The organism is Pseudomonas sp. LBUM1661, from assembly GCF_059695925.1.
The window spans coordinates 3529128-3551703 of the sequence record NZ_CP166794.1 but is presented as its reverse complement, the minus strand read 5'-3'; the positions used below and the strand labels follow the sequence as shown (position 1 = coordinate 3551703).

22 protein-coding genes and 1 pseudogene are annotated in these 22576 nt (G+C 59.4%); 15 read left to right on the top strand and 8 right to left on the bottom strand.

From position 1 onward, the window contains the following. Window positions 1-6: 6 nt before the first annotated feature. Complete coding sequence (locus tag ACA057_RS16215; protein WP_497340359.1) at window positions 7-675, bottom strand: FMN-dependent NADH-azoreductase; 669 nt, start codon at window positions 673-675, stop codon at window positions 7-9. A gap of 332 nt (window positions 676-1007) precedes the next feature. Here ACA057_RS16215 and ACA057_RS16210 point away from each other — a divergent pair, with 332 nt between their 5' ends. The 3 genes from ACA057_RS16210 to ACA057_RS16200 all read left to right on the top strand — a co-directional run bounded on the left by ACA057_RS16210 (window position 1008) and on the right by ACA057_RS16200 (window position 3904). Further along, window positions 1008-2438 carry a purine-cytosine permease family protein gene (locus ACA057_RS16210; RefSeq protein WP_497340357.1) on the top strand — a complete coding sequence of 477 codons (1431 nt, stop codon included), beginning with the start codon at window positions 1008-1010 and terminating at the stop codon, window positions 2436-2438. 50 nt (window positions 2439-2488) lie between these two features. Then, complete coding sequence (locus ACA057_RS16205; RefSeq protein WP_497340355.1) at window positions 2489-3040, top strand: VOC family protein; 552 nt, start codon at window positions 2489-2491, stop codon at window positions 3038-3040. 84 nt (window positions 3041-3124) lie between these two features. Beyond that, window positions 3125-3904, top strand: coding sequence for a creatininase (locus ACA057_RS16200; RefSeq protein WP_497340353.1), 780 nt, complete (start codon window positions 3125-3127; stop codon window positions 3902-3904). A gap of 12 nt (window positions 3905-3916) precedes the next feature. Here ACA057_RS16200 and ACA057_RS16195 read toward each other — a convergent pair whose 3' ends face one another. Next, a complete protein-coding gene (locus tag ACA057_RS16195; RefSeq protein WP_497340351.1) occupies window positions 3917-4762 on the bottom strand; it encodes a LysR family transcriptional regulator in 846 nt (281 codons plus the stop codon). 146 nt (window positions 4763-4908) lie between these two features. Here ACA057_RS16195 and ACA057_RS16190 point away from each other — a divergent pair, with 146 nt between their 5' ends. Then, window positions 4909-5856 carry a DMT family transporter gene (locus ACA057_RS16190; protein WP_497340349.1) on the top strand — a complete coding sequence of 316 codons (948 nt, stop codon included), beginning with the start codon at window positions 4909-4911 and terminating at the stop codon, window positions 5854-5856. Window positions 5857-6020: 164 nt separating this feature from the next. Here ACA057_RS16190 and ACA057_RS16185 read toward each other — a convergent pair whose 3' ends face one another. Continuing rightward, window positions 6021-6434, bottom strand: a complete 414-nt coding sequence (locus ACA057_RS16185) for an ester cyclase (RefSeq protein ID WP_497340347.1) — start codon at window positions 6432-6434, stop codon at window positions 6021-6023. Between the two features lie 97 nt (window positions 6435-6531). On the opposite strand from ACA057_RS16185, the gene ACA057_RS16180 reads away from it, so the two are divergent. Together ACA057_RS16180 and ACA057_RS16175 are read left to right on the top strand one after the other, a co-directional pair. Beyond that, a complete protein-coding gene (locus ACA057_RS16180) occupies window positions 6532-7410 on the top strand; it encodes a LysR substrate-binding domain-containing protein (RefSeq protein WP_497340345.1) in 879 nt (292 codons plus the stop codon). Window positions 7411-7479: 69 nt separating this feature from the next. Next, on the top strand, window positions 7480-8535 hold the full coding sequence (locus ACA057_RS16175; protein WP_497340343.1) for an alpha/beta fold hydrolase: 1056 nt from the start codon (window positions 7480-7482) through the stop codon (window positions 8533-8535). 11 nt (window positions 8536-8546) lie between these two features. On the opposite strand, the gene ACA057_RS16170 is transcribed toward ACA057_RS16175, so the two are convergent. Further along, a complete protein-coding gene (locus tag ACA057_RS16170) occupies window positions 8547-9206 on the bottom strand; it encodes an MliC family protein (protein ID WP_497340341.1) in 660 nt (219 codons plus the stop codon). 372 nt (window positions 9207-9578) lie between these two features. Here ACA057_RS16170 and ltnD point away from each other — a divergent pair, with 372 nt between their 5' ends. The 5 genes from ltnD to otnI all read left to right on the top strand — a co-directional run bounded on the left by ltnD (window position 9579) and on the right by otnI (window position 14961). Continuing rightward, on the top strand, window positions 9579-10484 hold the full coding sequence (ltnD, locus tag ACA057_RS16165) for an L-threonate dehydrogenase (protein WP_401352840.1): 906 nt from the start codon (window positions 9579-9581) through the stop codon (window positions 10482-10484). Between the two features lie 12 nt (window positions 10485-10496). Then, entirely contained in the window at window positions 10497-11789 is a 1293-nt protein-coding gene (otnK, locus tag ACA057_RS16160) for a 3-oxo-tetronate kinase (protein ID WP_497340339.1), read from the top strand. Further along, the gene (gene otnC / locus ACA057_RS16155; RefSeq protein ID WP_497340337.1) at window positions 11786-12424 is read left to right on the top strand and encodes a 3-oxo-tetronate 4-phosphate decarboxylase; all 639 of its coding nucleotides are present in this window, start codon (window positions 11786-11788) and stop codon (window positions 12422-12424) included. Before otnK ends, otnC begins: the two co-directional genes overlap by 4 nt. Window positions 12425-12616: 192 nt before the next feature. Next, on the top strand, window positions 12617-14077 hold the full coding sequence (locus ACA057_RS16150; protein WP_497340335.1) for a GntT/GntP/DsdX family permease: 1461 nt from the start codon (window positions 12617-12619) through the stop codon (window positions 14075-14077). 101 nt (window positions 14078-14178) lie between these two features. Continuing rightward, the gene (gene otnI / locus ACA057_RS16145; RefSeq protein ID WP_497340333.1) at window positions 14179-14961 is read left to right on the top strand and encodes a 2-oxo-tetronate isomerase; all 783 of its coding nucleotides are present in this window, start codon (window positions 14179-14181) and stop codon (window positions 14959-14961) included. A gap of 52 nt (window positions 14962-15013) precedes the next feature. Here the strand turns inward: otnI and ACA057_RS16140 are convergent, their stop codons facing one another. Beyond that, window positions 15014-15835 (bottom strand): DeoR/GlpR family DNA-binding transcription regulator, encoded by an 822-nt coding sequence (locus tag ACA057_RS16140; RefSeq protein WP_497340331.1) that lies wholly within the window; start codon window positions 15833-15835, stop codon window positions 15014-15016. A gap of 294 nt (window positions 15836-16129) precedes the next feature. On the opposite strand from ACA057_RS16140, the gene ACA057_RS16135 reads away from it, so the two are divergent. Then, window positions 16130-17653 (top strand): CoA-acylating methylmalonate-semialdehyde dehydrogenase, encoded by a 1524-nt coding sequence (locus ACA057_RS16135; protein WP_497340329.1) that lies wholly within the window; start codon window positions 16130-16132, stop codon window positions 17651-17653. A 110-nt stretch (window positions 17654-17763) separates the two neighbouring features. Beyond that, the gene (locus ACA057_RS16130; protein ID WP_497340327.1) at window positions 17764-18048 is read left to right on the top strand and encodes an enoyl-CoA hydratase-related protein; all 285 of its coding nucleotides are present in this window, start codon (window positions 17764-17766) and stop codon (window positions 18046-18048) included. An 82-nt stretch (window positions 18049-18130) separates the two neighbouring features. Here ACA057_RS16130 and ACA057_RS16125 read toward each other — a convergent pair whose 3' ends face one another. After that, complete coding sequence (locus ACA057_RS16125) at window positions 18131-18520, bottom strand: tautomerase family protein (protein WP_497340325.1); 390 nt, start codon at window positions 18518-18520, stop codon at window positions 18131-18133. Window positions 18521-18645: 125 nt separating this feature from the next. Between ACA057_RS16125 and ACA057_RS16120 the strand changes: the two genes are divergently transcribed. Further along, entirely contained in the window at window positions 18646-19584 is a 939-nt protein-coding gene (locus tag ACA057_RS16120) for a LysR family transcriptional regulator (protein ID WP_497340323.1), read from the top strand. A 226-nt stretch (window positions 19585-19810) separates the two neighbouring features. Here ACA057_RS16120 and ACA057_RS16115 read toward each other — a convergent pair whose 3' ends face one another. Together ACA057_RS16115 and ACA057_RS16110 are read right to left on the bottom strand one after the other, a co-directional pair. Continuing rightward, the gene (locus ACA057_RS16115; RefSeq protein WP_497340321.1) at window positions 19811-20233 is read right to left on the bottom strand and encodes an MAPEG family protein; all 423 of its coding nucleotides are present in this window, start codon (window positions 20231-20233) and stop codon (window positions 19811-19813) included. An 80-nt stretch (window positions 20234-20313) separates the two neighbouring features. After that, window positions 20314-21267 (bottom strand): annotated as a pseudogene (locus ACA057_RS16110) (hypothetical protein). A gap of 187 nt (window positions 21268-21454) precedes the next feature. On the opposite strand from ACA057_RS16110, the gene ACA057_RS16105 reads away from it, so the two are divergent. Further along, window positions 21455-22438 (top strand): AraC family transcriptional regulator, encoded by a 984-nt coding sequence (locus ACA057_RS16105; protein ID WP_497340319.1) that lies wholly within the window; start codon window positions 21455-21457, stop codon window positions 22436-22438. The last annotated feature ends 138 nt before the right edge of the window (window positions 22439-22576 follow it).

Genomic DNA, 22576 nt, shown 5'->3' with positions numbered 1-22576 from the left:
GGGCAATCAGGCGGGCGACAGTTCGCGTTGACGTTCTTCAACCATTTGCTTCACCAGCACGGGAACGGCATCGAACGCATCGGCGATGGAGGCTTCATGGCGTGCGTCACCAAACTCCTGGTAGTCGATGGAGAGGACGTGGGTTTCATTCACCCCCAGATAGTGCGCGCAGGTCTGGATATGAGTGTCGAGGTGGTTCATCTTTTCGCGCACGCCGCCCGGACCAAATCCGAACTCGCCCCGGGAAGACAAAATCACCAGCTTCTTGCCGCTCATGATGGGTTCCAGCGGGTAATCGCCGCGGGCCAGATCAAAGGTGAAGGTCTTGCCGATACGAATCACTTTATCGAACCACGACTTGAGGGCGGCGGGCATACCGTAGTTGTACATCGGGGTGCCCATGACAATGACGTCGGCTCGGTCGATTTCGTCGATCAACGTGTCCGAGAGCCGGATCTCCTCGCGTTTTTCCGGCGTCAGGTGCGCCTCGGGGGTAAAGACTGCGGCAATCCAGTCCTCCGTCACGAAAGGCGGAGGGTTGTGGCCGACGTCACGGGTAATGACGTGCGTCTGGTCATCGTGCTCGATCCAGGTGTCGACGAATGCCTTCGACAGTTTGCGACTCAGGGAGCGATCAGTTCGGGCGCTGGCATCGATGTGAAGAAGAGTGGTCATGGAGGGTTTCCTGTTAAGCCAGAGGCGGAATGACCTCGGCGACGGAAACAAGTGGGCCACGACTGTCGATGATCCAGCTATTGATATTTATTTGAAGCGCGTCAAATAAAACTCAACCAACGAGTTTTATTGTTTAACGGGATTAGAACACTAGCGTGTTTGAGGTTTTGGCGGATGTTTACAGGCGTCAATAACCTGCGCAATTGATGTTTTCTCAAGGGCACAATTTTTCTAAAGTCGCGTTTAGTTATTATCAATTACATAAAAGTATGCACCTCGCTTTAATGGCTCCGGGCGATTCAAGTGGTCGCCGTTCAGCGAGGAAAATAATAATGTCTACCCGTCGTGAATCTGAAAAAAGCGTAATCAGCGAGGCCAACTATGATGCGTTGGGCATTGAACCAGTGCCCGATAGTCATCGTACTTCCAGTCCGTTGGACCAGTTCTGGATTTGGGCCGGAGCGAACGTAGCGCCCATCAACTGGGTGCTGGGTGCCATCGGTATTCAGTTGGGCTTGAGCCTGATTGAAACCCTGCTGGTGATCGTGGTCGGCAATCTGCTGGGCGCCGCATTGTTTGGCGGTATCTGCATCATGGGCCACCGCACGGGGGTGCCGCAAATGGTGCTCTCGCGGTTGGCGTTCGGTCGGCGCGGCGCCTACTTGCCCACCATCATGCAAGTGTTGATGCCCATGGGCTGGGTGGCCACCAACACCTGGATCGTCCTTGATCTGGCGGTGGCCGCCCTGGAAAAGATCGGGATCAGCGGAGGCATGGAACTCAAGTACGGCATCGCGTTGATCGTGATGCTGATCCAGGTCGGCATTGCGGCCTGGGGCTTCAACGCCATCAAGTGCTTCGAGCGCTACACCATGCCGGTGATCCTGCTGATCATGGTGGTGATGACCGTGCTGGCGTTCACCCACGTGGACGTCCAATGGCAAGCCTCGACCACCGAGGGCATCGGCAAACTCTCGGCCATGAGCAGCCTCATGACTGCGATAGGCATCGGCTGGGGCATTTCGTGGCTGGTCTACGCCTCGGATTACACCCGTTTCACCCAAAGCAAACTGTCCGACGGCCAGGTGTTCCGCTCGACCTTCCTTGGCATGTTCCTGCCCACCGTATGGCTGGCGTTTCTGGGGGCGGCCATCGCGTCAGCAGGTGCCGGCTCGGACCCTGCGCAACTGATCATTGCCGTGTTTGGCACGATGGCGTTGCCCGTCCTTCTGGTGCTGCTACATGGCCCGGTCGCCACCAACATCGTGGTTATTTACTCGGCGGCACTGGCCACGCTGTCGCTGGACATCCGCGTTCCACGCTGGGTGGTCTCGACGGTGTCCGGGGTCGTCGCACTGTTCATGCTCTACCTGTTTCTGCAATCCGGTGAGTTTGTCCATGCCTTCGAAAACCTGATGGTGTTTTTCGTGGTGTGGATCAGTCCGTGGGCCGGTATCACCCTGGTGGATTTCTTTTTGCTGCGTCGCGGGCAAGTCGATCTGAAATCGCTTTATTGCCATCACTCTGAAAGTGCATGCCGTGATGTCAACTGGCGAGGTGTGTTTGCGCTTGCAATCGGTGTATTGGCGGCGTGGTTATTTCAAGTCGGAACCATTAAGGCGTTGCAAGGGCCGATGGCAATGGCATTGGGCGGAATTGATTTGTCATGGTTAGCGGGATTTGTCGTGGGGGGTGGCGCTTATTACGTGTTGCACCGTTCACGGCGAGCGGAAGTTATCCAGTCATCGCTCCTTGTTAAGTAAGCGTTCATCAACTCCGGATAACTTTTCATTGCTAAAAGAGGTAAGTGTAAATGTCTCATCTTGAACAACTCAATGTTCTGACCGCGTTGAATGCTGGCGCTGAAGTCGATGCGTTTCTGGGTAACGTCGTCGAGATTGCGATCGTGACGCGGGATCACCAGCGGACCATGGATGGCTTGCTGAAGCTGGGTATCGGTCCTTGGCGCGTCTACACCTTCAGCCCGGAAAACACCCTAAACCAGACCTATCGTGGCGAGCCCGCCGAGTTTGTCCTGAAAGTCTGCTTCGCCCAGTCGGGAAACATGGTCTGGGAGTTGATGGAACCGGTCTCCGGACCGACGATTTTCGCGGACTTCCTCGACGCGCATGGCGAAGGCATCCAGCACGTCGCTTATGACTGCAACAACATCCCGTTCGAAGAGCGCATCACCGAGCTGGAACGTCGGGGCTTCAAGTGCGTGCAGTCGGGTTCCTGGATGGGCGTGAATCATTTCGCCTTCTTCGGCACCGAGGCGGATACCACCACCGTGTTTGAAACCTATGCATTCCCCGCGGATTGGGATTACCCGGAACCGGAGCAGTGGTATCCGCCACGGGCATAACGCAACGGCGGCAATACCTCAGCGTTTGGGCAAGCCCGGCGCTGAGGCTTTCAATACACAGAACGACGCCTGGAGTACGGCATCATGAACACCGTTCGCATGGATAACATCAGTTGGGTCGACTACGAGCGCCGCGTGAAGTCGGGCGCGGTGGTTTTTCTGCCGATTGGCGCGACTGAGCAACACGGCCCGCACTTGCCCCTGGGAACCGACGCCTTGCTGGCCAGTGCAATCAGTGAAGACGTGGCCAGGGAAATCGACGGGATCGTCGCGCCAGCGCTGTCCTATGGGTACAAATCCCAGCCGAAGTGTGGAGGAGGGCAGCACTTTTGCGGCACAACCAGTGTGGATGGGGCGACCCTGATCGCGATGGTCCGGGACGCCGTCCGCGAGTTTCATCGCCATGGCGTGAAGCGCCTGGTGCTGGTGATCGGTCACTACGAAAATCAGTGGTTCGTCACCGAAGGCATCGAGTTGGCGATGCGTGATATTGGCGCGCAGGCCGGTTTGGAGGTCATGCGTCTGGAGCACTGGGAGTTCGTTCAATCAGCGACGCTCGACAAGATCTTTCCGGACGGTTTTCCGGGGATTGCACTGGAACACGCTGCGGTCATCGAAACGTCGATGATGCTGCACTATCACCCGCAGATGGTTGCTCTGGAGCAGATTCCGGATCACGGGCCCGCTGAGTTTCCGGTCTACGATATGTATCCGACCCGGACCGAATGGGTGCCGGAGAGTGGCGTGCTGTCCTCTGCACGTGGCTCCAGCGCCGAGAAGGGGAAATTGCTGGTGAATGATGTGATCAGCGGGATCGTCCAGGCCGTGCGGTTCGAGTTCAGGCTCGATCACACCGTGAGGTAATCCACGGTCGATTCAGGTTTCGAAGCAGGACACCAGGAAACTCATCACCGCCTGCACGGCCGGGGTATGGCGGATGTCGCTGTGGACCACCAGCCACACGTCCCGCGCCAGGTCTGCGCCAACCGACGGCATCGTTTGCAGGCCGTAACGGTCACCCAGAAAATAGGGCAGGGCGGCGACACCGGCGCCTGCCTGCGCGACGGTGGCCTGGATATTCAGATCATTGCTGCGCAGCAGGATCGGTCGATCACCCGCTTGTTTCTTCAGCCACGCCTGTTGCGGGGATTGCTCCATGGTTTCGTCGTAGGCGATGAACACCCGATCTTCCGGCGCGGTGTTGGCCAGATAGTCCGCCGAGCCGTACAGGTGGAACGGCACAGTGGCGACCTTGCGTGTCACCAGATCCGGTTCCTTGGGGCGACTGAGGCGCACGGCAATGTCGGCTTCCCGTCGCGACAACGAGGCACTGCCCAGGCTGCCGATCAGGTGCAAGGACAACTGCGGATAGTGCGCGCGCAATTCATTGATCCGCGGCGCGATCAACGCGCAGGCCAGCGCTGGCGGGGCGCTGACGGTGACGTCGCCGGCGTAGCTGTCCTGCCCGGCGAGCGCGGTGCGTTGCACGGCGAAGGACTCGCTTTCCATGCGTCGGCCCAACTGCGCAATGCGTTCTCCGTCCTCGGTGAGGAGGTAGGCGCGAGGGCGCCGGTCCACCAACTTGAGGTTCAGCGAGCTCTCCAGCGCGCTGATGCGTCGCGCCACGGTGGCATGGTCGACCTTGAGTTTGCGTGCCGCCGCCGATAACGACTGTTCGTGGGCGAAGACGATGAAGTAGCGCAGATCCTCCCAATCGAACATGGGCGTTTTCTCACATGAAGGGTGAATAAATGGGGAATTTTGCCCCAACGGCAAGCCTGCAAGAATCCTGCAAAACCTGACAAGCAGGTTTCAAGCATTCAGCGGTTTGCCGAGTGTTCATCGCACGACTTGACGAGGAAACAGCCATGTCAAAATCAACGCCTCTCGCCTATGCCGGGATTGTCGGTGCCACGTTTTTCTGGGGCACCAACTTCAACGCCGGTGCCTACATCATCAAGAGCATGGCACCGATCAGCGCGTCCATTGAGCGCTTTTCAATGTCTACCCTATTGCTGCTGTTGGTTTTCGGCCTGGCCGGCAAGTTGCGCCTTGCCACGCTGAAGAACAATCTGCCGGCGTTTATCGGCCTGGGCCTGCTGGGTTTTACCGCCTTCAACCTCGCGACCTTCTTCGGTCTGCAAACCACTACGCCCATCAACGGCGCATTGATCCTGGCAACCACGCCGCTGTGGACGATGATCTTTGCAGTGCTGCTGGAAGGCGAACGGATTGATCGCGGCCGAGCCATCGGTCTGATCCTCGGTTTGTTGGGCGTTGGCCTGGTGATTACCCGTGGCGATATCCACGTGTTGCTCGGGCTGAAAGTGGCCACCGGCGACGCGATGATTCTCGCCGGCAGCATGGCCTGGGCGGCGAACATGGTCGGCACCCGGCGTTTCGTCAAAGACGTCACACCGCTGGAAACCACCAGCTTCTCGATGTTGTTCGGGGTGATTGGCCTGATCGTGCTGGGCTTCATCTTTGAAGACCCGATCGCCAATATCCATAGCGCCTCACTGTCCGTTCATGGCGCCGTCATCTACCTGGCCGTGTTAGGTTCGTTGATCGCGTACTTGCTGTGGTTCAAGGGCATCCATGCCATTGGCGCTGCGCGGACCTCGATCTTCTTCAACCTGGCCCCCGTGTTCACCATGCTGGTGTCCTCGATACTGGGCGTGGTGCCCAATATCTGGCAATTGCTTGGCGCGGCGGGCGTGATTCTTGGCGTGGTGTTCGCCTCGGGGCTGGTGTTCCGCCCGACTGAACCCGCCGTGGTGAAAGACCGCAAGGACTTGAAAGAGACAGCCGCCTGATCGCTCAGGTTGGATTAAAACTCAGTGCGGACTCCTGCAATCGATATCGGCTATCCATCACGATTTCAGGTGGTCGCGCACTGTGAGGTGGGGTTATCAGGTGCAGGAGGAGGATGAAAAAAACCGTCGGATTCATGGTGCGTTGGAACGCCTGGGGCCGACGATCAAAGACCGATCATGTCCCGGTGGACTTCCAGGGAATTACGCTCCACCCAGTTGTGCGCCAGTCGACCGTCCGGACGCACTTCCCAAACCGCCGTACCGAGCATTTCAAATGGACTGTTGCACGAGCGTCCGCCGATAAACCCGTTGTTTTTTCCGGCCAGTTTCCAGCGCGAGGCGACGCGAGTGCCTTCGGCATTCTGGAACGTCTCGATACTGCCGAATTCGAAGTCGTCGATTTTCGACAGGAACACGCCTATCCATTCAATGAAGGCCTCCCGGCCGACAATCTCAACGCCACCCGACGTAATAACGAAGTCTTCGGCGACGAAGCGCGCGGCGGCTTGCGGGTCTTTTGCCTGCCAAACCTCACGCCAAAAGCTTTCAACTATTTCTACCGCTTTATTGCCTGTCATGTGGAAATCCTCGTAGTGATGGCTTGATCATCGGAGTTTGCGATCCAGAGCTCAAACGCATAAATTTAATGGCATCCAGTAGAAAGGCGAATTCATCATGCAAGCCACTGACCTGGAAATCGACCTGCTGCGGGCGTTTATCGCGGTCGCGGAAACCGGCAGTTTCACCGCGGCGGCCGAGGTGATTGCGCGCTCGCAATCGGCGGTGAGCCAGAAAATCATTCGCCTGGAAGACATTCTCGGTTTACGGGTTTTCGAGCGCACCAGCCGGGCCCTGACGCTGACCGCCGACGGCGAGCGGCTGCTGGTGGGCGCACGCAAGTTGATGGTGCATTTCGACACCTTCATCCGCGAGATCAAGCAACCGGCCACCCTCAGTCTTTTGCGCTTGGGGGTTTCGGAAAACCTGGTGCCGACTCAGTTGCCCAAGCTGTTGTCGCGCTTTAGCAAGCTGTACCCTGACATCCAGCTGGAACTCACTACAGGCTTGAGCAACGATCTGCTGGACGACCACGAAGCCGGGCTACTGGACGTGGTCATTGCCAAGCGCAAGATCAGTCCTAACGCGCAACGGGGGCGAATCATCTGGCGCGAGCCTCTGGTGTGGATCGCCGCGAAGGACTATGAAATCGACACGGCGAGGCCCGTCCGCCTGGTGATGATGCGCCCCCCCTGCGCGTACCGGGCAATCATGATCGAAGCCATGGCGTCGGTTCGGCGCGAGTGGATGTGCGCGTGCCTGGCCAGCAACTTGATGGGCGTGCAGGCGGCAGTCGCCGCAGGGTTGGGGATTACCGCCCTGGGCGCATCGTTCCTGCAGGAAGGTATGCGTATTGTCGAACCGTCGGAAAAATTGCCGACCTTACCGTCCACCGAAGTGGCCGTGATTGGCGACGAAGCTCGCACTCAGCACCTGGTCCAGCCCTTGGTGTCATTGCTCACCGAGGGCTTGATGTCGGGCAACAGCCTGACTTGAACGGTTTTGCCAACAATCCGTGAATGCCGGACTAACCTCATTGATCACACCAACGAGGGAGACCGGACGATGACGATGCCGCTGTTGAACGCTAAGACCTCCACCCAACGCCGCTTAGTCGGCTCGTCCGTGCTTGCGCTCGCACTGATGCCGTTCGGCGTCCTCGGTGCTGCCGAGGTGCAAACCGGCAACGCCACGGCGGCGACCCCAGCAGCGGCGACACAGGCCTCGTTCGGCCCGCTGAAGCATGTCGACGCCGGTTTACTCAATGTGTCTTACGCCGAGGTTGGTCCTGCCGATGGGCCTGTGGTCATTCTTCTGCACGGTTGGCCCTACGATATTCACAGCTACATCGATGTGGCGCCCTTGCTGGCGGCGAAGGGTTATCGAGTGCTGATCCCCTATGCGCGGGGCTACGGCGACACGCATTTCCTCTCCGCCAAGACGCTGCGCAACGGCCAACCTTCCGCGCTGGCCAGCGATGTCGTCGCTTTCATGGACGCACTCAAGATCAAGCAGGCAGTTCTCGGCGGTTACGATTGGGGCGCGCGCTCGGCGGGCATCGTCGCGGCGCTCTGGCCGGAGAGGGTGAAGGCGCTGGTCTCCGTCAGCGGATACTTGATCAGCAACCAGGAAGCGGGCAAGAATCCGTTGCCGCCCAAGGCCGAATTGCAGTGGTGGTATCAGTATTATTTCGCCACCGAACGCGGTCGTGCCGGCTACGAAAAATACCGGCATGACTTCGCCAAATTGATTTGGCAAACGGCGTCGCCGAAATGGGCGTTGGACGACGCCACCTTCGACCGCAGTGCCGCCGCGCTGGACAACCCCGACCACGTCGCCATCACCGTCTTCAACTACCGCTGGCGGTTGGCGCTGATTCCGGGCGAACCCCAATACGAAGCGCTAGAGCAGCGGTTGGCCAAAGCGCCGTCCATCAGCGTGCCGACCATCACCCTTGAAGGCGACGCCAACGGCGCACCGCACCCGGCTCCCGAAGACTATGCCAAGCGCTTCACCGGCAAATATGAATTCCGACTGATCAGCGGCGGCATCGGCCACAACCTGCCGCAGGAAGACCCGCAGGCTTTCGCCAAAGCGGTGATTGATGCGGACCATCTGTGACAGTTGAACAATCAGCTGACCGGCTCGGCGGTACAACTCATTTGCGCTGAGCCGGGTTTCTGAAAAAGGACCACGTTGCCGTCTTGCCAGAAGCTGTAGGTGCCCTGGTTGTCCTTGCCAGCGTATCGGGTTCCCGCATCACTCGGCACCTGGGTCAGGGTGACCGAGGTGTTCGCCCACTTCAGGTACACGACGCCCGGCTGCGTGGTAAAGAAGGTCGCGGCAACCAGCGCGTTAAACCCGGTGCACCGAAAGGCCAAAGGGCCTTCGGTGAGTCGGTCTGGGTCCTTGGTTCGCACAATGGCCGAGCCTTGGCGCAGCTGGTGCGCGCGCTCGGCATAACTGCGGATCGTGCACGCTTTCGGTTCGCGCTCGGAGGCGCATTGATTGCGGGCCGCGATCCAGAACTGCTGGTCGATCATGACTTTGTCTGGACTGGGAACTGAACGTTCATCCGTGAGCGCGAGGAGATAAAGACGCGTCAGTTCGAGGTCCATCTGCGCCAGTTGCGCGTCGCGACAGATCAGCTTTTCGACGGCAGCACTGGCAGTGGCGCAGTCGAAGCTGGTCTTGAAGAGGGGGGCAGGCTTCGCCGCATGGGCACACGGGCTCATCGCCACGCACACGCTGGCAGCGAGCAGACAGGCGTAACGGGTCGTGACCGATTTCATGTCGGCTTCCGCATGGGGTGTATCGCAGTGTAAGTCAGTGCTCAAAACTTGCCACACCGTCGGGCGCAGAAACGCCTGCCTGGTAGCGGCTGGCGTCCGGTTCTGTAGCAGCATGCAGGTCGTGTTAATAAATGTTAAGTCGAAAAAATACTTCACATAATCCGATCATTGGTAGATGATCTTCCTCGGCCGGTATGACAACCTGAAAACACGTCAAAAACAGGATTGCCTTGATGTTCGATGAGATCCCCACTCATGTGCTGAACCACAGCGCCCCTCAGCGGATTATTCCGCTCGGTGCCGATCCTGCTGACCGCCCCTCTATTTACAACGCGACCACCGTCTAGTCGCTGCTTCCCTCTGGAGTACCCCATGAATAACAAGAATGTCGGTGTTGTCGGTCTGGGCGCGATGGGCCTGGGCATTGCCCGCTCGTTGTTGCGCAGCGGTTTTAACGTGCATGCCTGTGATGTGCGTGCTGCCGTCACCGAACAGTTCGCCGGGGAGGGCGGCGTGGCGTGTCCTTCGCCGTCGCACATGGCCGCTGAGTGTGAAGTGATCATCACCGTGGTGGTCAATGCCGAGCAGACCGAGACCGTCTTGTTTGGTGAGGGCGGTGCCGTGGCTGCACTGCGGCCGGGTAGCCTGGTGATTGGCTGTGCCACCGTGGCCCCGACCTACGCCGTGGATTTGGGCCAGCGTCTGGCCGCGCTGGGCCTGCTGTACCTCGATGCACCGATTTCCGGTGGCGCCGCCAAGGCTGCCGCTGGCGAGATGACCATGATGACCTCGGGCCCGGCCGACGCTTATGCCAAGGCTGAGTCGATCCTCGCGGGCATGGCCGGCAAGGTGTATCGCCTGGGTGATGTGCATGGCCTCGGTTCGAAGGTCAAAATCATCAACCAGTTGTTGGCCGGGGTTCACATTGCCGCGTCCGCCGAAGCCATGGCGCTGGGCCTGCGTGAAGGGGTCGATGCCGATGCGCTGTATGAGGTGATCACCCACAGCGCCGGCAATTCCTGGATGTTCGAAAACCGCGTGCCGCACATTCTCAAGGCTGACTACACGCCGTTGTCCGCCGTGGATATTTTCGTCAAGGACCTGGGCCTGGTGCTGGATACCGCCCGGGCCAGCAAATTCCCGCTGCCGCTGTCCGCCACCGCGCACCAGATGTTCATGCAGGCGTCGAGCGCCGGCTTCGGTCGTGAGGACGACTCGGCGGTGATCAAGATTTTCCCGGGCATCGAATTGCCGACGGCCAAGCCTGAATCCGTTTAAGGAATACCTCTCATGACTATCTCCACCGCACGCCCGTTGCTGGGCTGCATCGCCGACGATTTCACCGGTGCCACGGACCTGGCCAACATGCTGGTGCGCGGCGGTATGCGCACCGTGCAAAGTATCGGCATCCCGAGCGCCGAAGTGGCCGCTGGGCTTGATGCCGATGCCATCGTCGTTGCCCTGAAGTCGCGTACTACGCCGGTCGCCGAAGCGGTCGAAGAGTCCCTCGCCGCGCTGGCCTGGTTGCGCGAACAAGGCTGTGAGCAGATTTTTTTCAAATATTGCTCGACGTTCGACTCCACCGCGGCCGGCAACATCGGCCAGGTCAGCGAAGCGCTACTGAAGGCCTTGGACAGTGAATTCACGCTCGCGTGTCCGGCATTCCCGGAGAACGGCCGGACGATTTTCCGCGGTCACCTGTTTGTGCAGGATCAACTGCTCAGCGAATCGGGCATGCAACATCACCCGCTGACGCCGATGACCGATGCCAATCTGGTGCGCGTGCTGCAATCGCAGACTCAATTGAATGTCGGCCTGTTGCGCTACGACACCATTGCCCTCGGTACCGAGCAGGTACGTGCGCGAATCGCCGAGTTGAAATCGCAAGGTGTCGGCATGGCCATCGCGGATGCCTTGTCGGACAGCGATCTGTACACCCTCGGCACCGCTTGTGCCGATTTGCCGCTGTTGACCGGTGGTTCGGGTCTGGCTTTGGGCCTGCCGGAAAACTTCCGTCGCGCCGGCAAGCTGCGCAACCTCGATGCTTCGAAACTTCCGACAGTGTCCGGTGGGGAAGTGGTATTGGCGGGCAGTGCTTCGATCGCCACCAATGGGCAAGTGGCCGCCTGGCTCGAAGCCGGTCGCCCGGCGTTGCGCATTGATCCGTTGGCCTTGGCGGCAGGTGAACCGGTGGTGGCGCAAGCCTTGACCTTCGCCCGTGATAACCCACACACCGTATTGATCTACGCCACCAGTTCACCGGATGAGGTCAAGTCGGTGCAACAGCAACTGGGTGTCGAGCAGGCCGGCAGTCTGGTGGAAAACGCCTTTGGCGAAATTGCCCAAGGTCTGCGCGACAGCGGCGTGCGCCGCTTCGTCATTGCCGGCGGCGAAACCTCGGGCGCGGTGGTCAAGGCGCTCGGCGTGCACCTGCTGCAGATCGGCGCGCAGATCGATCCGGGTGTGCCCGCGACCGTCAGCAGCACTGACGAGCCTTTGGCGCTGGCACTCAAATCGGGCAATTTCGGTGGTCGGGATTTCTTCAGCAAGGCCCTGAATCAACTCGCCGGAGGTGTGCAATGAGTAACGAAAACGCCCTGCGCGAAGAAATCTGTGAGGCTGGCCGCAGCCTTTATCAGCGCGGCTACACCGTCGGCAGCGCCGGCAATATCAGTGCGCGCCTGGACGACGGTTGGTTGATTACGCCGACTGACGTCTGCCTGGGGCGACTCGATCCGGCGACCATCGCCAAGGTCAATCTGGCCGGCGAATGGGTCTCTGGTGACAAGCCTTCGAAGACTCTTGCGCTGCATCGCCAGGTCTACGACCGCAACCCGAGTGTCGGCGGCGTGGTGCATACCCATTCCACCCACCTGGTGGCGTTGACGCTGGCCGGTGTCTGGCGGCCGGACGACATTTTGCCGCCGCTGACGCCGTATCAGGTCATGAAAGTCGGGCATATCCCGTTGATCACCTACCAGCGACCCGGTTCGCCGAAGGTGGCTGAACAGGTCGCCCAACTGGCCAACAGCGTGCGCGGCGTGATGCTTGAGCGGCTGGGCCCGGTGGTCTGGGAAAGTTCGGTGTCCCGGGCCAGCTACGCCCTGGAAGAACTCGAGGAAACCGCGCGGCTCTGGCTGATGAGCAACCCCAAGCCCGAACCGCTCGATCAGGCGGCGCTGGACGAGTTGCGAGAGACCTTCGGCGCGCACTGGTAACGCGCAGGCGTCACACGATACATCGATCACTCAGGCATTACCCGGGAGACGCGCAACGACTCTCGACGGCCCCGGCTTGCCTGAAAAAACAATAACAACAGGACCTCCCAGCATGATTTTTTACCTCCACGGCGGCATTTTCAGATCCAGTGGCACAACCCCTTCGTTTACCCGGCGTGGAGGGCAGCTGAAATGAGCCCGTTCATCCTGATGATTACCGCCGGGGTGGGCATCGCGCTGTTGTTGTTCCTGGTGCTCAAGTACAAATTCCAACCCTTCGTCGCCTTGATGCTGGTGAGCATTCTGGTGGCGCTGGTCGCCGGCGTGAAACCGGCCGATCTGGTCGCCACCATCGAAGGCGGCATGGGCAAGACCTTGGGCCATATCGCGATCATCATTGCCTTGGGCGCGATGATCGGGCGGATCATCGAGCTCTCCGGCGGCGCCGAGGCGCTGGCGAAGACACTGATCAGCCGCTTTGGTAATCGGCGTACGCCCCTGGCGTTGACGATTGCCGGTTTCATGGTCGGGGTGCCGGTGTTCTTCGAGGTCGGTGTGATCATCCTGATGCCACTGGCTTACAGCGTCGCTCGCAGTGCGCGCAAGCCGCTGCTGGTATTCGCACTGCCAATGTGTGCGGCCTTGCTGACCGTTCACGCCTTTCTGCCGCCGCACCCCGGCGCCGTTGCCGCGGCCAGTCAGTTGGGCGCGGACCTGGGTCGCGTGTTGATGTTCGGTCTGCCGATCACCGCGTTCCTTTGCTATGTCGGCTACCGCGTGGCGGGGCGCATGACTCGTCGGGTGTACCCGATGACCGACGATATTCGTGCCGAGGTTTATGGCCCGCATGTCACCAATGAAGATCTGGCCGCCTGGGCCAATGGCAACGACACGAACACCGCGCAAGCGGCCGTGGCCGTCTCGCACATGGGCCTGGAAGAATCCACCAGCAGCATCGTTTCCAAGCTGCCGCCGGCACCCGCTCCGGGTTTTGGCCTGATTGTCAGCCTGATCCTGCTGCCGATCATTCTGATTCTGCTCGGCACGCTGTCGACCTCGTTGCTGCCTGCCGAATCGGTCCTGCGCGGCATCATGACCGTGCTCGGTGCGCCGTTGGTGGCGTTGCTGATCGACACCTTGCTGTGTGCCTGGTTGCTGGGTTCGCGTCGGGGCTGGAGCCGCACTCAGGTGTCTGATGTGATCGGTTCAGCGTTGCCTGGTGTGGCCATGGTGATCCTGATTGCCGGTGCCGGCGGAGTATTCGGTAAGGTGCTGGTAGACACCGGAATCGGTGCCGTGGTGTCCGATTTGCTGCGCACCACCGGTCTGCCGGTGCTGGCGCTGGGCTTTCTGTTGACCATGCTGTTGCGCGCGGTGCAGGGTTCGACCACGGTGGCGTTGGTGACCACGGCCGGCATCATCAGCCCGCTGATCGTGACCCTCAATCTCACCCCGAACCATATGGCCTTGTTGTGTCTGGCCATGGGCGGTGGCGGGTTGGCCATGTCGCATATCAACGACGCCGGCTACTGGATTTTCACCAAGCTGGCCGGCCTGAACGTGGCCGACGGCTTGCGGACCTGGACGGTATTGACCACGTTGCTCGGTACGTTGGGTTTCTGTATTACCCTGCTGATCTGGCCCTTTGTCTAACGAACTGTAGGCGCATGGCTTGCTGGCGATGGCGTATTTGAGATCGCCTTCGCGAGCAAGCTCTGCTCCTACAAACAAAAAAGCCATCTATAGGAGCTACCATGCCTCGTTTTGCTGCCAACCTCAGCATGCTTTACCCGGAACATGAGTTTCTGGACCGTTTCGCCGCCGCGGCGGCCGATGGGTTCGAAGCGGTGGAATTTCTGTTCCCCTACGACTACAGCGCTGAAGCACTCAAGCAACGCTTGAACGACAACGGCCTGGTGCAGGCCCTGTTTAACGCGCCGCCCGGAGATTGGGCGGCGGGCGAGCGGGGCACCGTATCGTTGCCGGGTCGGGAGGCTGAATTTCGCAGTGGTTTTGATCGCGCCCTGGAATACGCCGGCGTGTTGGGCAACACACGCCTCCATGTCATGGCCGGCCTGTTGCCCTCCGAAAACGATCGGGCGCGGCACCACGGCATCTACCTGGAAAACCTCGCCTACGCCACCGCGCAGGCGGCCAAGGTCGGCATCACGGTATTGCTCGAACCGATCAATACGCGGGACATGCCGGGCTTTTTCCTCAACCGTCAGGATCAGGCCCAGGCCATCTGCAAAGAAGTCGGCGCCAGCAACCTGAAGGTGCAGTTCGACTGCTACCACTGCCAAATCGTCGAGGGCGACCTGGCCACCAAACTGCGTCGGGACTTCGACGGCATCGGCCATATCCAGATCGCGGGCGTACCGGATCGGCATGAGCCGGATTTGGGCGAAGTGAACTATCCCTATCTGTTCGAGCTGATCGACCAGTTGGGGTACGACGGCTGGGTAGGGTGCGAGTATCGGCCGCGCGGCAACACGTCGGCGGGCTTGCAGTGGTTGCGCGACTGGAAAGCACGCTAGGAAACCTGTAGGAGCGAGCTTGCTCCTACAGATCAGGCCAGTAGCCGTCGTTTCAGGCCGAAGCAGTGTCAGACGGCAGCATCAATTCGACACCCTGCTTGCGAATGCCATCGGCCGCGGCAGGGGTCAGCGCGTCGTCGCTGAGGATGATGTCGAACTGCTCCAGCCCGGCGATCCTGTACATGCTGAAGGTGCCGTACTTCGAACTGCTTGCCACCAGCACCACTTGCGAAGCCGATTCCATCGCCGCTTGTTTGACTTCCACCTTCAGCGCCGAAGGCGTGGTGAGACCGCGACGCAAATCCCAGGAACTGGTCGATATGAACGCGATATCGGTGACGACCTGACGCAAGGTGGCCACCGCCAGGCCGCCCACGCACGATTGGTTGGAATGATCCAGCTGCCCGCCGGTATGAATCACCGTGACATGGGGCGCGTCGATCAGTGCCTGGACAATACCGAAGTCGTTTGTCACCACGGTCATGCCGGACAGCGCCTTGATATAGGGGACGATTTCCAGTGTGCTGGTTCCTGCGTCCAGGTAAACCGTCATGTCGGCATGCAAAAGCTTTGCGGCAAGCTTGGCCATGGCCTGCTTCTGCGGCAACTCGACCACCGCCTTGAGCTGATGACTCGGCTCACTGTGCAGCTGGCTGGCGATCCGCACCCCACCCGTTACCGAATAAGCACGACCTTCCTGCTCCAGCAACGCAATGTCGCGGCGGATGGTCATGTGCGAACAGTCGAACATTTCCATCAATTGATGAACGCTCAGCACCTGATGCTTGCGCAATTGTCGCAGCATCAATTCACGGCGCTGCTCAGGAATCATCGGTGCGCCGCTGTCGGCGGCGATGTCCTTGGGACTAGGCATTCGGGCTCCAAATCAAGGAAAGCTGACGGTAAGGGTAACGGTCAAACATAGTAGCGAATCCGTGGCGGGATCAGTAGCAGCGACACACTCTTTGTAGCGGCTGGCGAAGCCTGCGTTCGGCTGCGAAGCAGTCGTGAAATCAGGCAATGCGGTGTGTCAGTCCTGCTAGTGTCCGGAACTCCTGATTGTTCGCTATAGCGAACAATCAATTCAGGTTTTTGCCGTAGTCAGGGCGATGACCGCTGCCTACTCTGGGGGTGAAATTTACCTTCCTTCACCGCAGCGAGACCTGTCATGACCATTGCCAGCGACAACCAAGAAATTGCCCAGTACATCCACGGCGTCCACGTCGCCGGCAGTGGTGTGCGCACCCAACCGATTTACAATCCGGCCACCGGCGCTGTCACTCGCTATGTGCGCCTGGGTAACTCGCAGGACGTAGACGCCGCAGTGGCGTCCGCCGAGGCTGCCTTTCCCGCTTGGTCGAACACGCCGCCGATTCGCCGCGCCCGGGTATTGTTCAAATTCTTGGAGCTGTTGAACCAGCACAAAGACGAACTGGCGCACCTGATCACTGCCGAGCATGGCAAGGTCTTCACCGATGCCCAGGGCGAAGTGGCCCGAGGGATCGACATCGTTGAGTTCTCTTGTGGCATTCCGCAGTTGCTCAAGGGCGACTTCTCCGATCAGGTGTCCACCAACATGGACAACTGGACACTGCGTCAACCCTTGGGTGTCGTCGCCGGCATCACGCCGTTCAACTTCCCGGTGATGGTACCAATGTGGATGTTTCCGGTGGCCATCGCGGCGGGCAACACCTTCATTCTCAAGCCAAGCCCAACCGATCCTAGCGCCAGCTTGTTCATGGCTGATCTGCTGAAGCAGGCCGGTCTGCCGGACGGTGTGTTCAACGTGGTGCAAGGCGACAAAGAAGCAGTTGATGCGCTGCTGGTTCACCCGGATGTGAAAGCGGTGTCCTTCGTCGGCTCCACGCCAATCGCCAACTACATCTACGAGACCGGTGCCCACCACGGCAAACGCGTGCAGGCCCTGGGCGGCGCGAAAAACCACATGGTGGTCATGCCTGACGCGGACATCGATCAGGTGGTCGACGCACTGATCGGCGCTGGCTATGGCTCGGCAGGCGAACGCTGCATGGCGATCTCGGTCGCGGTGTTGGTTGGCGACGTGGCAGACAAAGTCATACCCAAACTGCTGGAACGCACCAAGACCTTGAAGGTGCTCAACGGCACCAACCTGGCGGCTGAAATGGGCCCGATCGTCACCCCGGCCGCTCATGCCCGCATCACGGGCTACATCGAACAAGGCATCAAGGAAGGCGCGCAATTGCTGGTGGATGGCCGTCACTTCAATGCCGCGGACGCTGGCGAAGGTTGCGAGGAAGGTTTCTGGATGGGCGGCACGCTGTTCGACCACGTCACCCCGGACATGCGCATCTATAAAGAAGAAATCTTCGGCCCGGTGCTGGCCTGCGTACGCGTGCCTGATTTCGCCACCGCGGTGCAATTGGTCAACGACCACGAATTTGGCAACGGCGTGGCCTGCTTCACCCGCGATGGCAACGTCGCACGCGAATTCAGCCGTCGCATCCAGGTCGGCATGGTCGGCATCAACGTACCGATTCCGGTGCCTATGGCCTGGCAGGGCTTTGGCGGCTGGAAAAAAAGTCTGTTTGGTGACATGCATGCTTACGGAGAAGAAGGCGTGCGGTTCTACACCAAGCAAAAATCGATCATGCAGCGCTGGCCGGAAAGCATCGGCAAAGGCGCCGAGTTTGCGATGCCGACCGCGAATTAAAACCACTGTCTCAATAAGAGGGAGGCGAGCGTGGGAAATCAGTTGATTTATAAAAGACGATCAGTCTATTAATCGGCGCATGACGAACATGACTGCTATCCCTCGCAAGCGTGGTCGCCCGGCGAAAGCCGTCGGCGACTGGGCTGGTTGCCCGAGTCGTGCCTTCAGCTGACCTGCTGCAAACCGCACTCGAGGCTGCACACACCATCGCCGGCTACAACGCCCCGGCCGTGCGAATGGCCAAAGAAGCAGTCAATCGCGCCCAGGAACTGAGCCTGGCCGAAGGCATGCTGCATGAGCGCAGATTGTTCCAGGCGGCATTTGCAACGGATGGACAAAAGGAAGGCATGCAGGCGTTTCTCGCCAAGCGGGCTCCGGTTTTTCGGCATCGTTGAAGGGGTGGGAAGAGGGTTTTGCGCAGGAGGAGAGCGGGCTGCAAAGCCCGCTACACCGAGAGGAGACCGTGGCGGGTGAACCTTACAGTTCGCCCGTCAGGAACTGCGCGCGTCCGTTGCCGAAGCTCCAGTCGGCATCGTCATTGATCACAATGGAAACCATCACATCGCTGGGCTGGATGTTGCAATGGGCCTGTAGCTCTTGAGTGAGCAGCTCGTAGAATTTGATCTTCGAGGCTTCACTGCGCGGTCTGCTGGTGACGCTGATGATGATCACGTCTTTGGTTCTTGGAATATCCAGACCGGTATCTTCGACGATCATGCGGCTGGGACGGTGTTCGTTGACGATCTGATAGCGATCACGTTCGGGCACTTCAAACGCAACGACCATCGCACGATGCGCCGCATCCAGTAGGGCTTTGAGCTGCGTGTCGTCACGACCTTCTACGACATCGAATTTCATCAGAGGCATGTGGGTAATCTCCAGTGGATAGGTTGCCTGCATCGCAGGTCCTGAGGCCCACACTAAGCCTTTGCTTTGTTCATGACGAGGTGCAAAAATCGAATTCATTGTTTCCATACAAGAACAATCAGATCATGCCTAAAGTAGAAATCGAAAGACTCTGGACCCATGTGCACTGGCTGGCGATCCTTGCAGAGCAGGGCACGTATACCGCGGCAGCGATCAGGCTCGGGGTGAGCAAGTCAGCGGTGAGCCAGCGCATTGTCGAACTGGAAAAGGCCACGGGCCTGAGCCTGGTGCAGCGCACGACTCGTAGCGTGCGACTGACCGATGCGGGCAACGCTCTGGTGCGTGACGTGCGCAGTGCCTATGAGCAAATCTCCCGGAGTTTTTCCGATGTTCGAGACTCTGCAGGCGTCGCTCGGGGCCTGCTACGGCTGACGGCGCCGGTCGCATTTGCCCGTCAGCAACTGGTTCCGGTGCTGGCCGGTTTCTTCAACGACTATCCCGAAGTCCGGGTGCAGCTAGACGTTTCCGATCAGATTTCCGCCATCGCATCGGAGGGTTTTGACCTGGCGGTTCGGCACAGCAATCAGATCCCGGACACCCATGTCGCCTGGAAATTATGCGCGACGCATTCCGTGCTGGTTGCGACTCGCAGCTACCTGGACAAGTTCGGTGAACCCAAACGTCCAGAGGATCTCGCGGAACACAACTGTCTCTATTACCCGCGAGGCAACGACATGCCGGCCTGGGCTTTCGAAGCCCCCGACAGCTGCGAAGTGACGGGGAAACGGCTGACGGTTCCGATCAAAGGCACCTTCGCCACCAACAATAGCGAGGCGTTGCGTGACGCGGCGCTGACTGATTTGGGCATCGCGCTCTTGCCCGATTTCAGCGCCCAAGCCGGACTGAAGAACGGAAGCCTGGTGCCGGTGTTGCCGACGTGGAGATTGGTCGGCGCCTTCCCTGAGCACATTTACCTGGTGCGTCCTTATTCCACCCATGTGCCGAGAGCCGTCAGCGTTTTTGTCGACTACCTGCGAGGGCGGTTCGTGGCTGGTTTTAGCTGATACGCGTAGGTGCCCACTACTGGCACGTCGCTCGCGAGATCAGGCGGGTCTTTCCAGTTTCACGTTGGGTGCGCGATGGCGTCACGCTGTTCGCGCCAAAGTGTTTGGCGAGTCTGAAGGACATGGTGCCGAGTGAGTCGGTGGCGCTAAGCATTGCAGACCTGGGCGAGCCTGACGGTGGTCGGCAAGTTTGCCAACTTGATGGGTTTGACCTCTATTTGAGTATTCAGACGCCGTAACTGGCGGCTATCACAATGAGTGCGAGAAAACAGACCAACTGTACGAAAAAGAAGGCAAATCGAACCGCCACGAACGTATCGGTTTGCACATGGGCTACGTGGACCAGGGACTGGCACACGCGAGCGATCAGCACGACTATGGACACGTAGCTCACTGCAGGGCCGTCGATCCCAAGGGCTGAAATCACGAACACGATGACGCCAAAAACCGGCAGATTTTCCACACAGTTTGCGTGTGCCCTTGTCCCGCGCCGATACCAATCCTCGCCTTCGAGCTGATCGCTTTGGAAGGAGGCAATCGGAACATTCGAGAACAGGATTCTGATCCAGCGATACACCCCGACGGTGGCCATCAACAGCAGCAAAGTCCAGGTTGCAAATCCAAGCAACATCCACATCGGAATCGTCATGGCTGCCATCCTCAATCAAGCATGTTCAGCACGTTTTCCCACCGTAGTGCGACTGACGCGCGGTCGGTCGCCCCTACCGATCAATTGCTCATGATGGGTACCAATGCGGTCTGAATCCTGGACATCTGTGCTGGCGTTGTCATGCGCGTCAGCAGCCGGCCAAAGTGTGGATGCTGCACGCCCGAGATAATGTATTGCCAGCGGTAGGCGCTCAGCACGCAGGCCTTGATTTGCGCCGTCTCATCGACACTGAACGATCGTGAAGCATTGCGTATGAAGTAGTCCGCATCGGATGCTGATTGTGCCTGCAGGATGGCGTCGAGGGCCGCCACCAGCGCAATTAGATCGTTGACTCCCTCGTCGCGCTCGGCTGGCGAAAGTTTTGCGTGCTCCGCGTTCCACTACAGTTCATCGAGCACGACATGCCGGCTTTCATCCTTCCAGTGAAATTTGAAGACATCCTTGAACAGTGGGCACAGCTCCTCGCGCGGGGCGATGCTTTGCACGTAGTGCGTCTGAACAAACAGCTCGATATGACAGGTCAGCGCCAGTACCGACCAGGTGCTGGACGCCAGCACTGCGCGAGCCACTTCGTTGGGATCGGCTACTTGTCGATATCCGGCGGGCAATTGAGTACCCATCATCGTTTCGATGCGCCGGAACAGCTCCTGATGCTTGATCTCGTCGTTGGAAAATCGCACCAGCGCTTCGAGTGCGAACTGATCGTCAAACACATGGGCCCGACCTTGATCGAGCATTTTGGCACTGATAAAACGCTCGACCAGGCCAAAGAGATACGCATAGGTTCGGCCCTGAATCTGGCTAAGCAGGCGTGCCTCGTCCGCGGCGAGAAAGGTCAGGCGGTCGATCCGCGACAGTCCGTCGGGCAAGAATTTTCGCGAGAAGTCGAAGCGACGGTCCTGTAGCAAATCGCGATCGATCTGCCATTCCGCTTTCTTCGATGATCTGACGATTTGCGCATAACGGGCGATGTTGCCCGAATCCGGGCTGGGGAGGGTCGCGGCGGTGTTCATAGTGATCTCCGGCTTCCGTGGTCGAGTGGGAATGGGCCAATGGCGGCTGACGCGGGAGTCAATGACCCTCGGTGAAGCGTTCGATCACTGAGTCCACGTTGGTGCTAATCTAGGCCTCGCCGTTCAGGCGTTGAATGATCCGTGCGCCTGATTACATGCTCCGGACTCCGGAAAGGAGGGCTGGCCATTGTTAGATGCGCTTTCTGATGTTTTGCGTGTGATTCGGCTGTCTGGAGGAGTCTTCCTCGAGGCGGAATTCACCGCGCCCTGGTGCGTCAGCGGAAGAATCTCTGCAGACGATTGCAAACCGTTCCTGGCGGCACCCAGGCATATCATTGCGTCGCATTTTGTCGCGGCGGGGCACATGCAATTGCGCATCGACGAGGGTGCCACCCTCGACGTACGGGCAGGCGAGCTCATCCTGCTGCCTCGCAATGACGTTCATACGTTTGGCAGCGATCTACGTGTTGCGCCCATGTTGGCGCGCGAAGTCATTCAGCCGCCGGAAGTCGGCGGCATTTCACGAATCAAGTACGGCGGGGGCGGCGAATCCACGCAGTTATTGTGCGGATTCCTCGGCTCTGAAACACCGTTCAGTCCGTTGCTTTCGTCGCTGCCCTCCTTATTGAAGTTAGATGTGCGCGCGACGGCCTCGGGAGCCTGGATTGAAAGCTCATTCCGTTTCGCTGTCAGTGAGATCGCGGCGGGGCGCGTCGGCTCGACAACGGTCATCGCCAAGCTGTCCGAATTGCTGTTCGTCGAAGCCGTCAGCCAGTATGTCGCGAACCTCCCCACTGAGCAGCGCGGGTGGCTGGCGGGTTTGCGAGATCCGCCTATCGGGCGGGCACTGGCGCTGCTCCATGCGCGTCCAACCGAGGGCTGGACGGCAGAAGCGCTGGCGCTCGAAGTGGGCATGTCGCGCTCAGTGTTTGCGGAGCGATTCACGACAGTTGTTGGACAGCCACCGATGCAATACCTGACGCTCTGGCGTATGCATGTGGCGGCTCAACACCTGCGCGAAGGTCGCGGTAATGTGGCGCAAATCGGCTTTGCAGTTGGCTATGAATCCGAAGCTGCATTCAGTCGCGCCTTCAAGCGCCAGTTCGGCACATCGCCCGGCACCTGGCGCAGACAATCGGGCCCAGCGTCAGTCCCGGTCAGTGACCAATGAGCGAAGCACCCCCCGTTGAACGCCCTTGATCAGTGCCTCCGTCCTCGACTCATTGCCGAGTGGTCCCAGCACCGTTTCATTGGAGCATGGCTCGCACGGCCGCCACCGTGATATTTGCACGGGTGAATGTCGAGATCA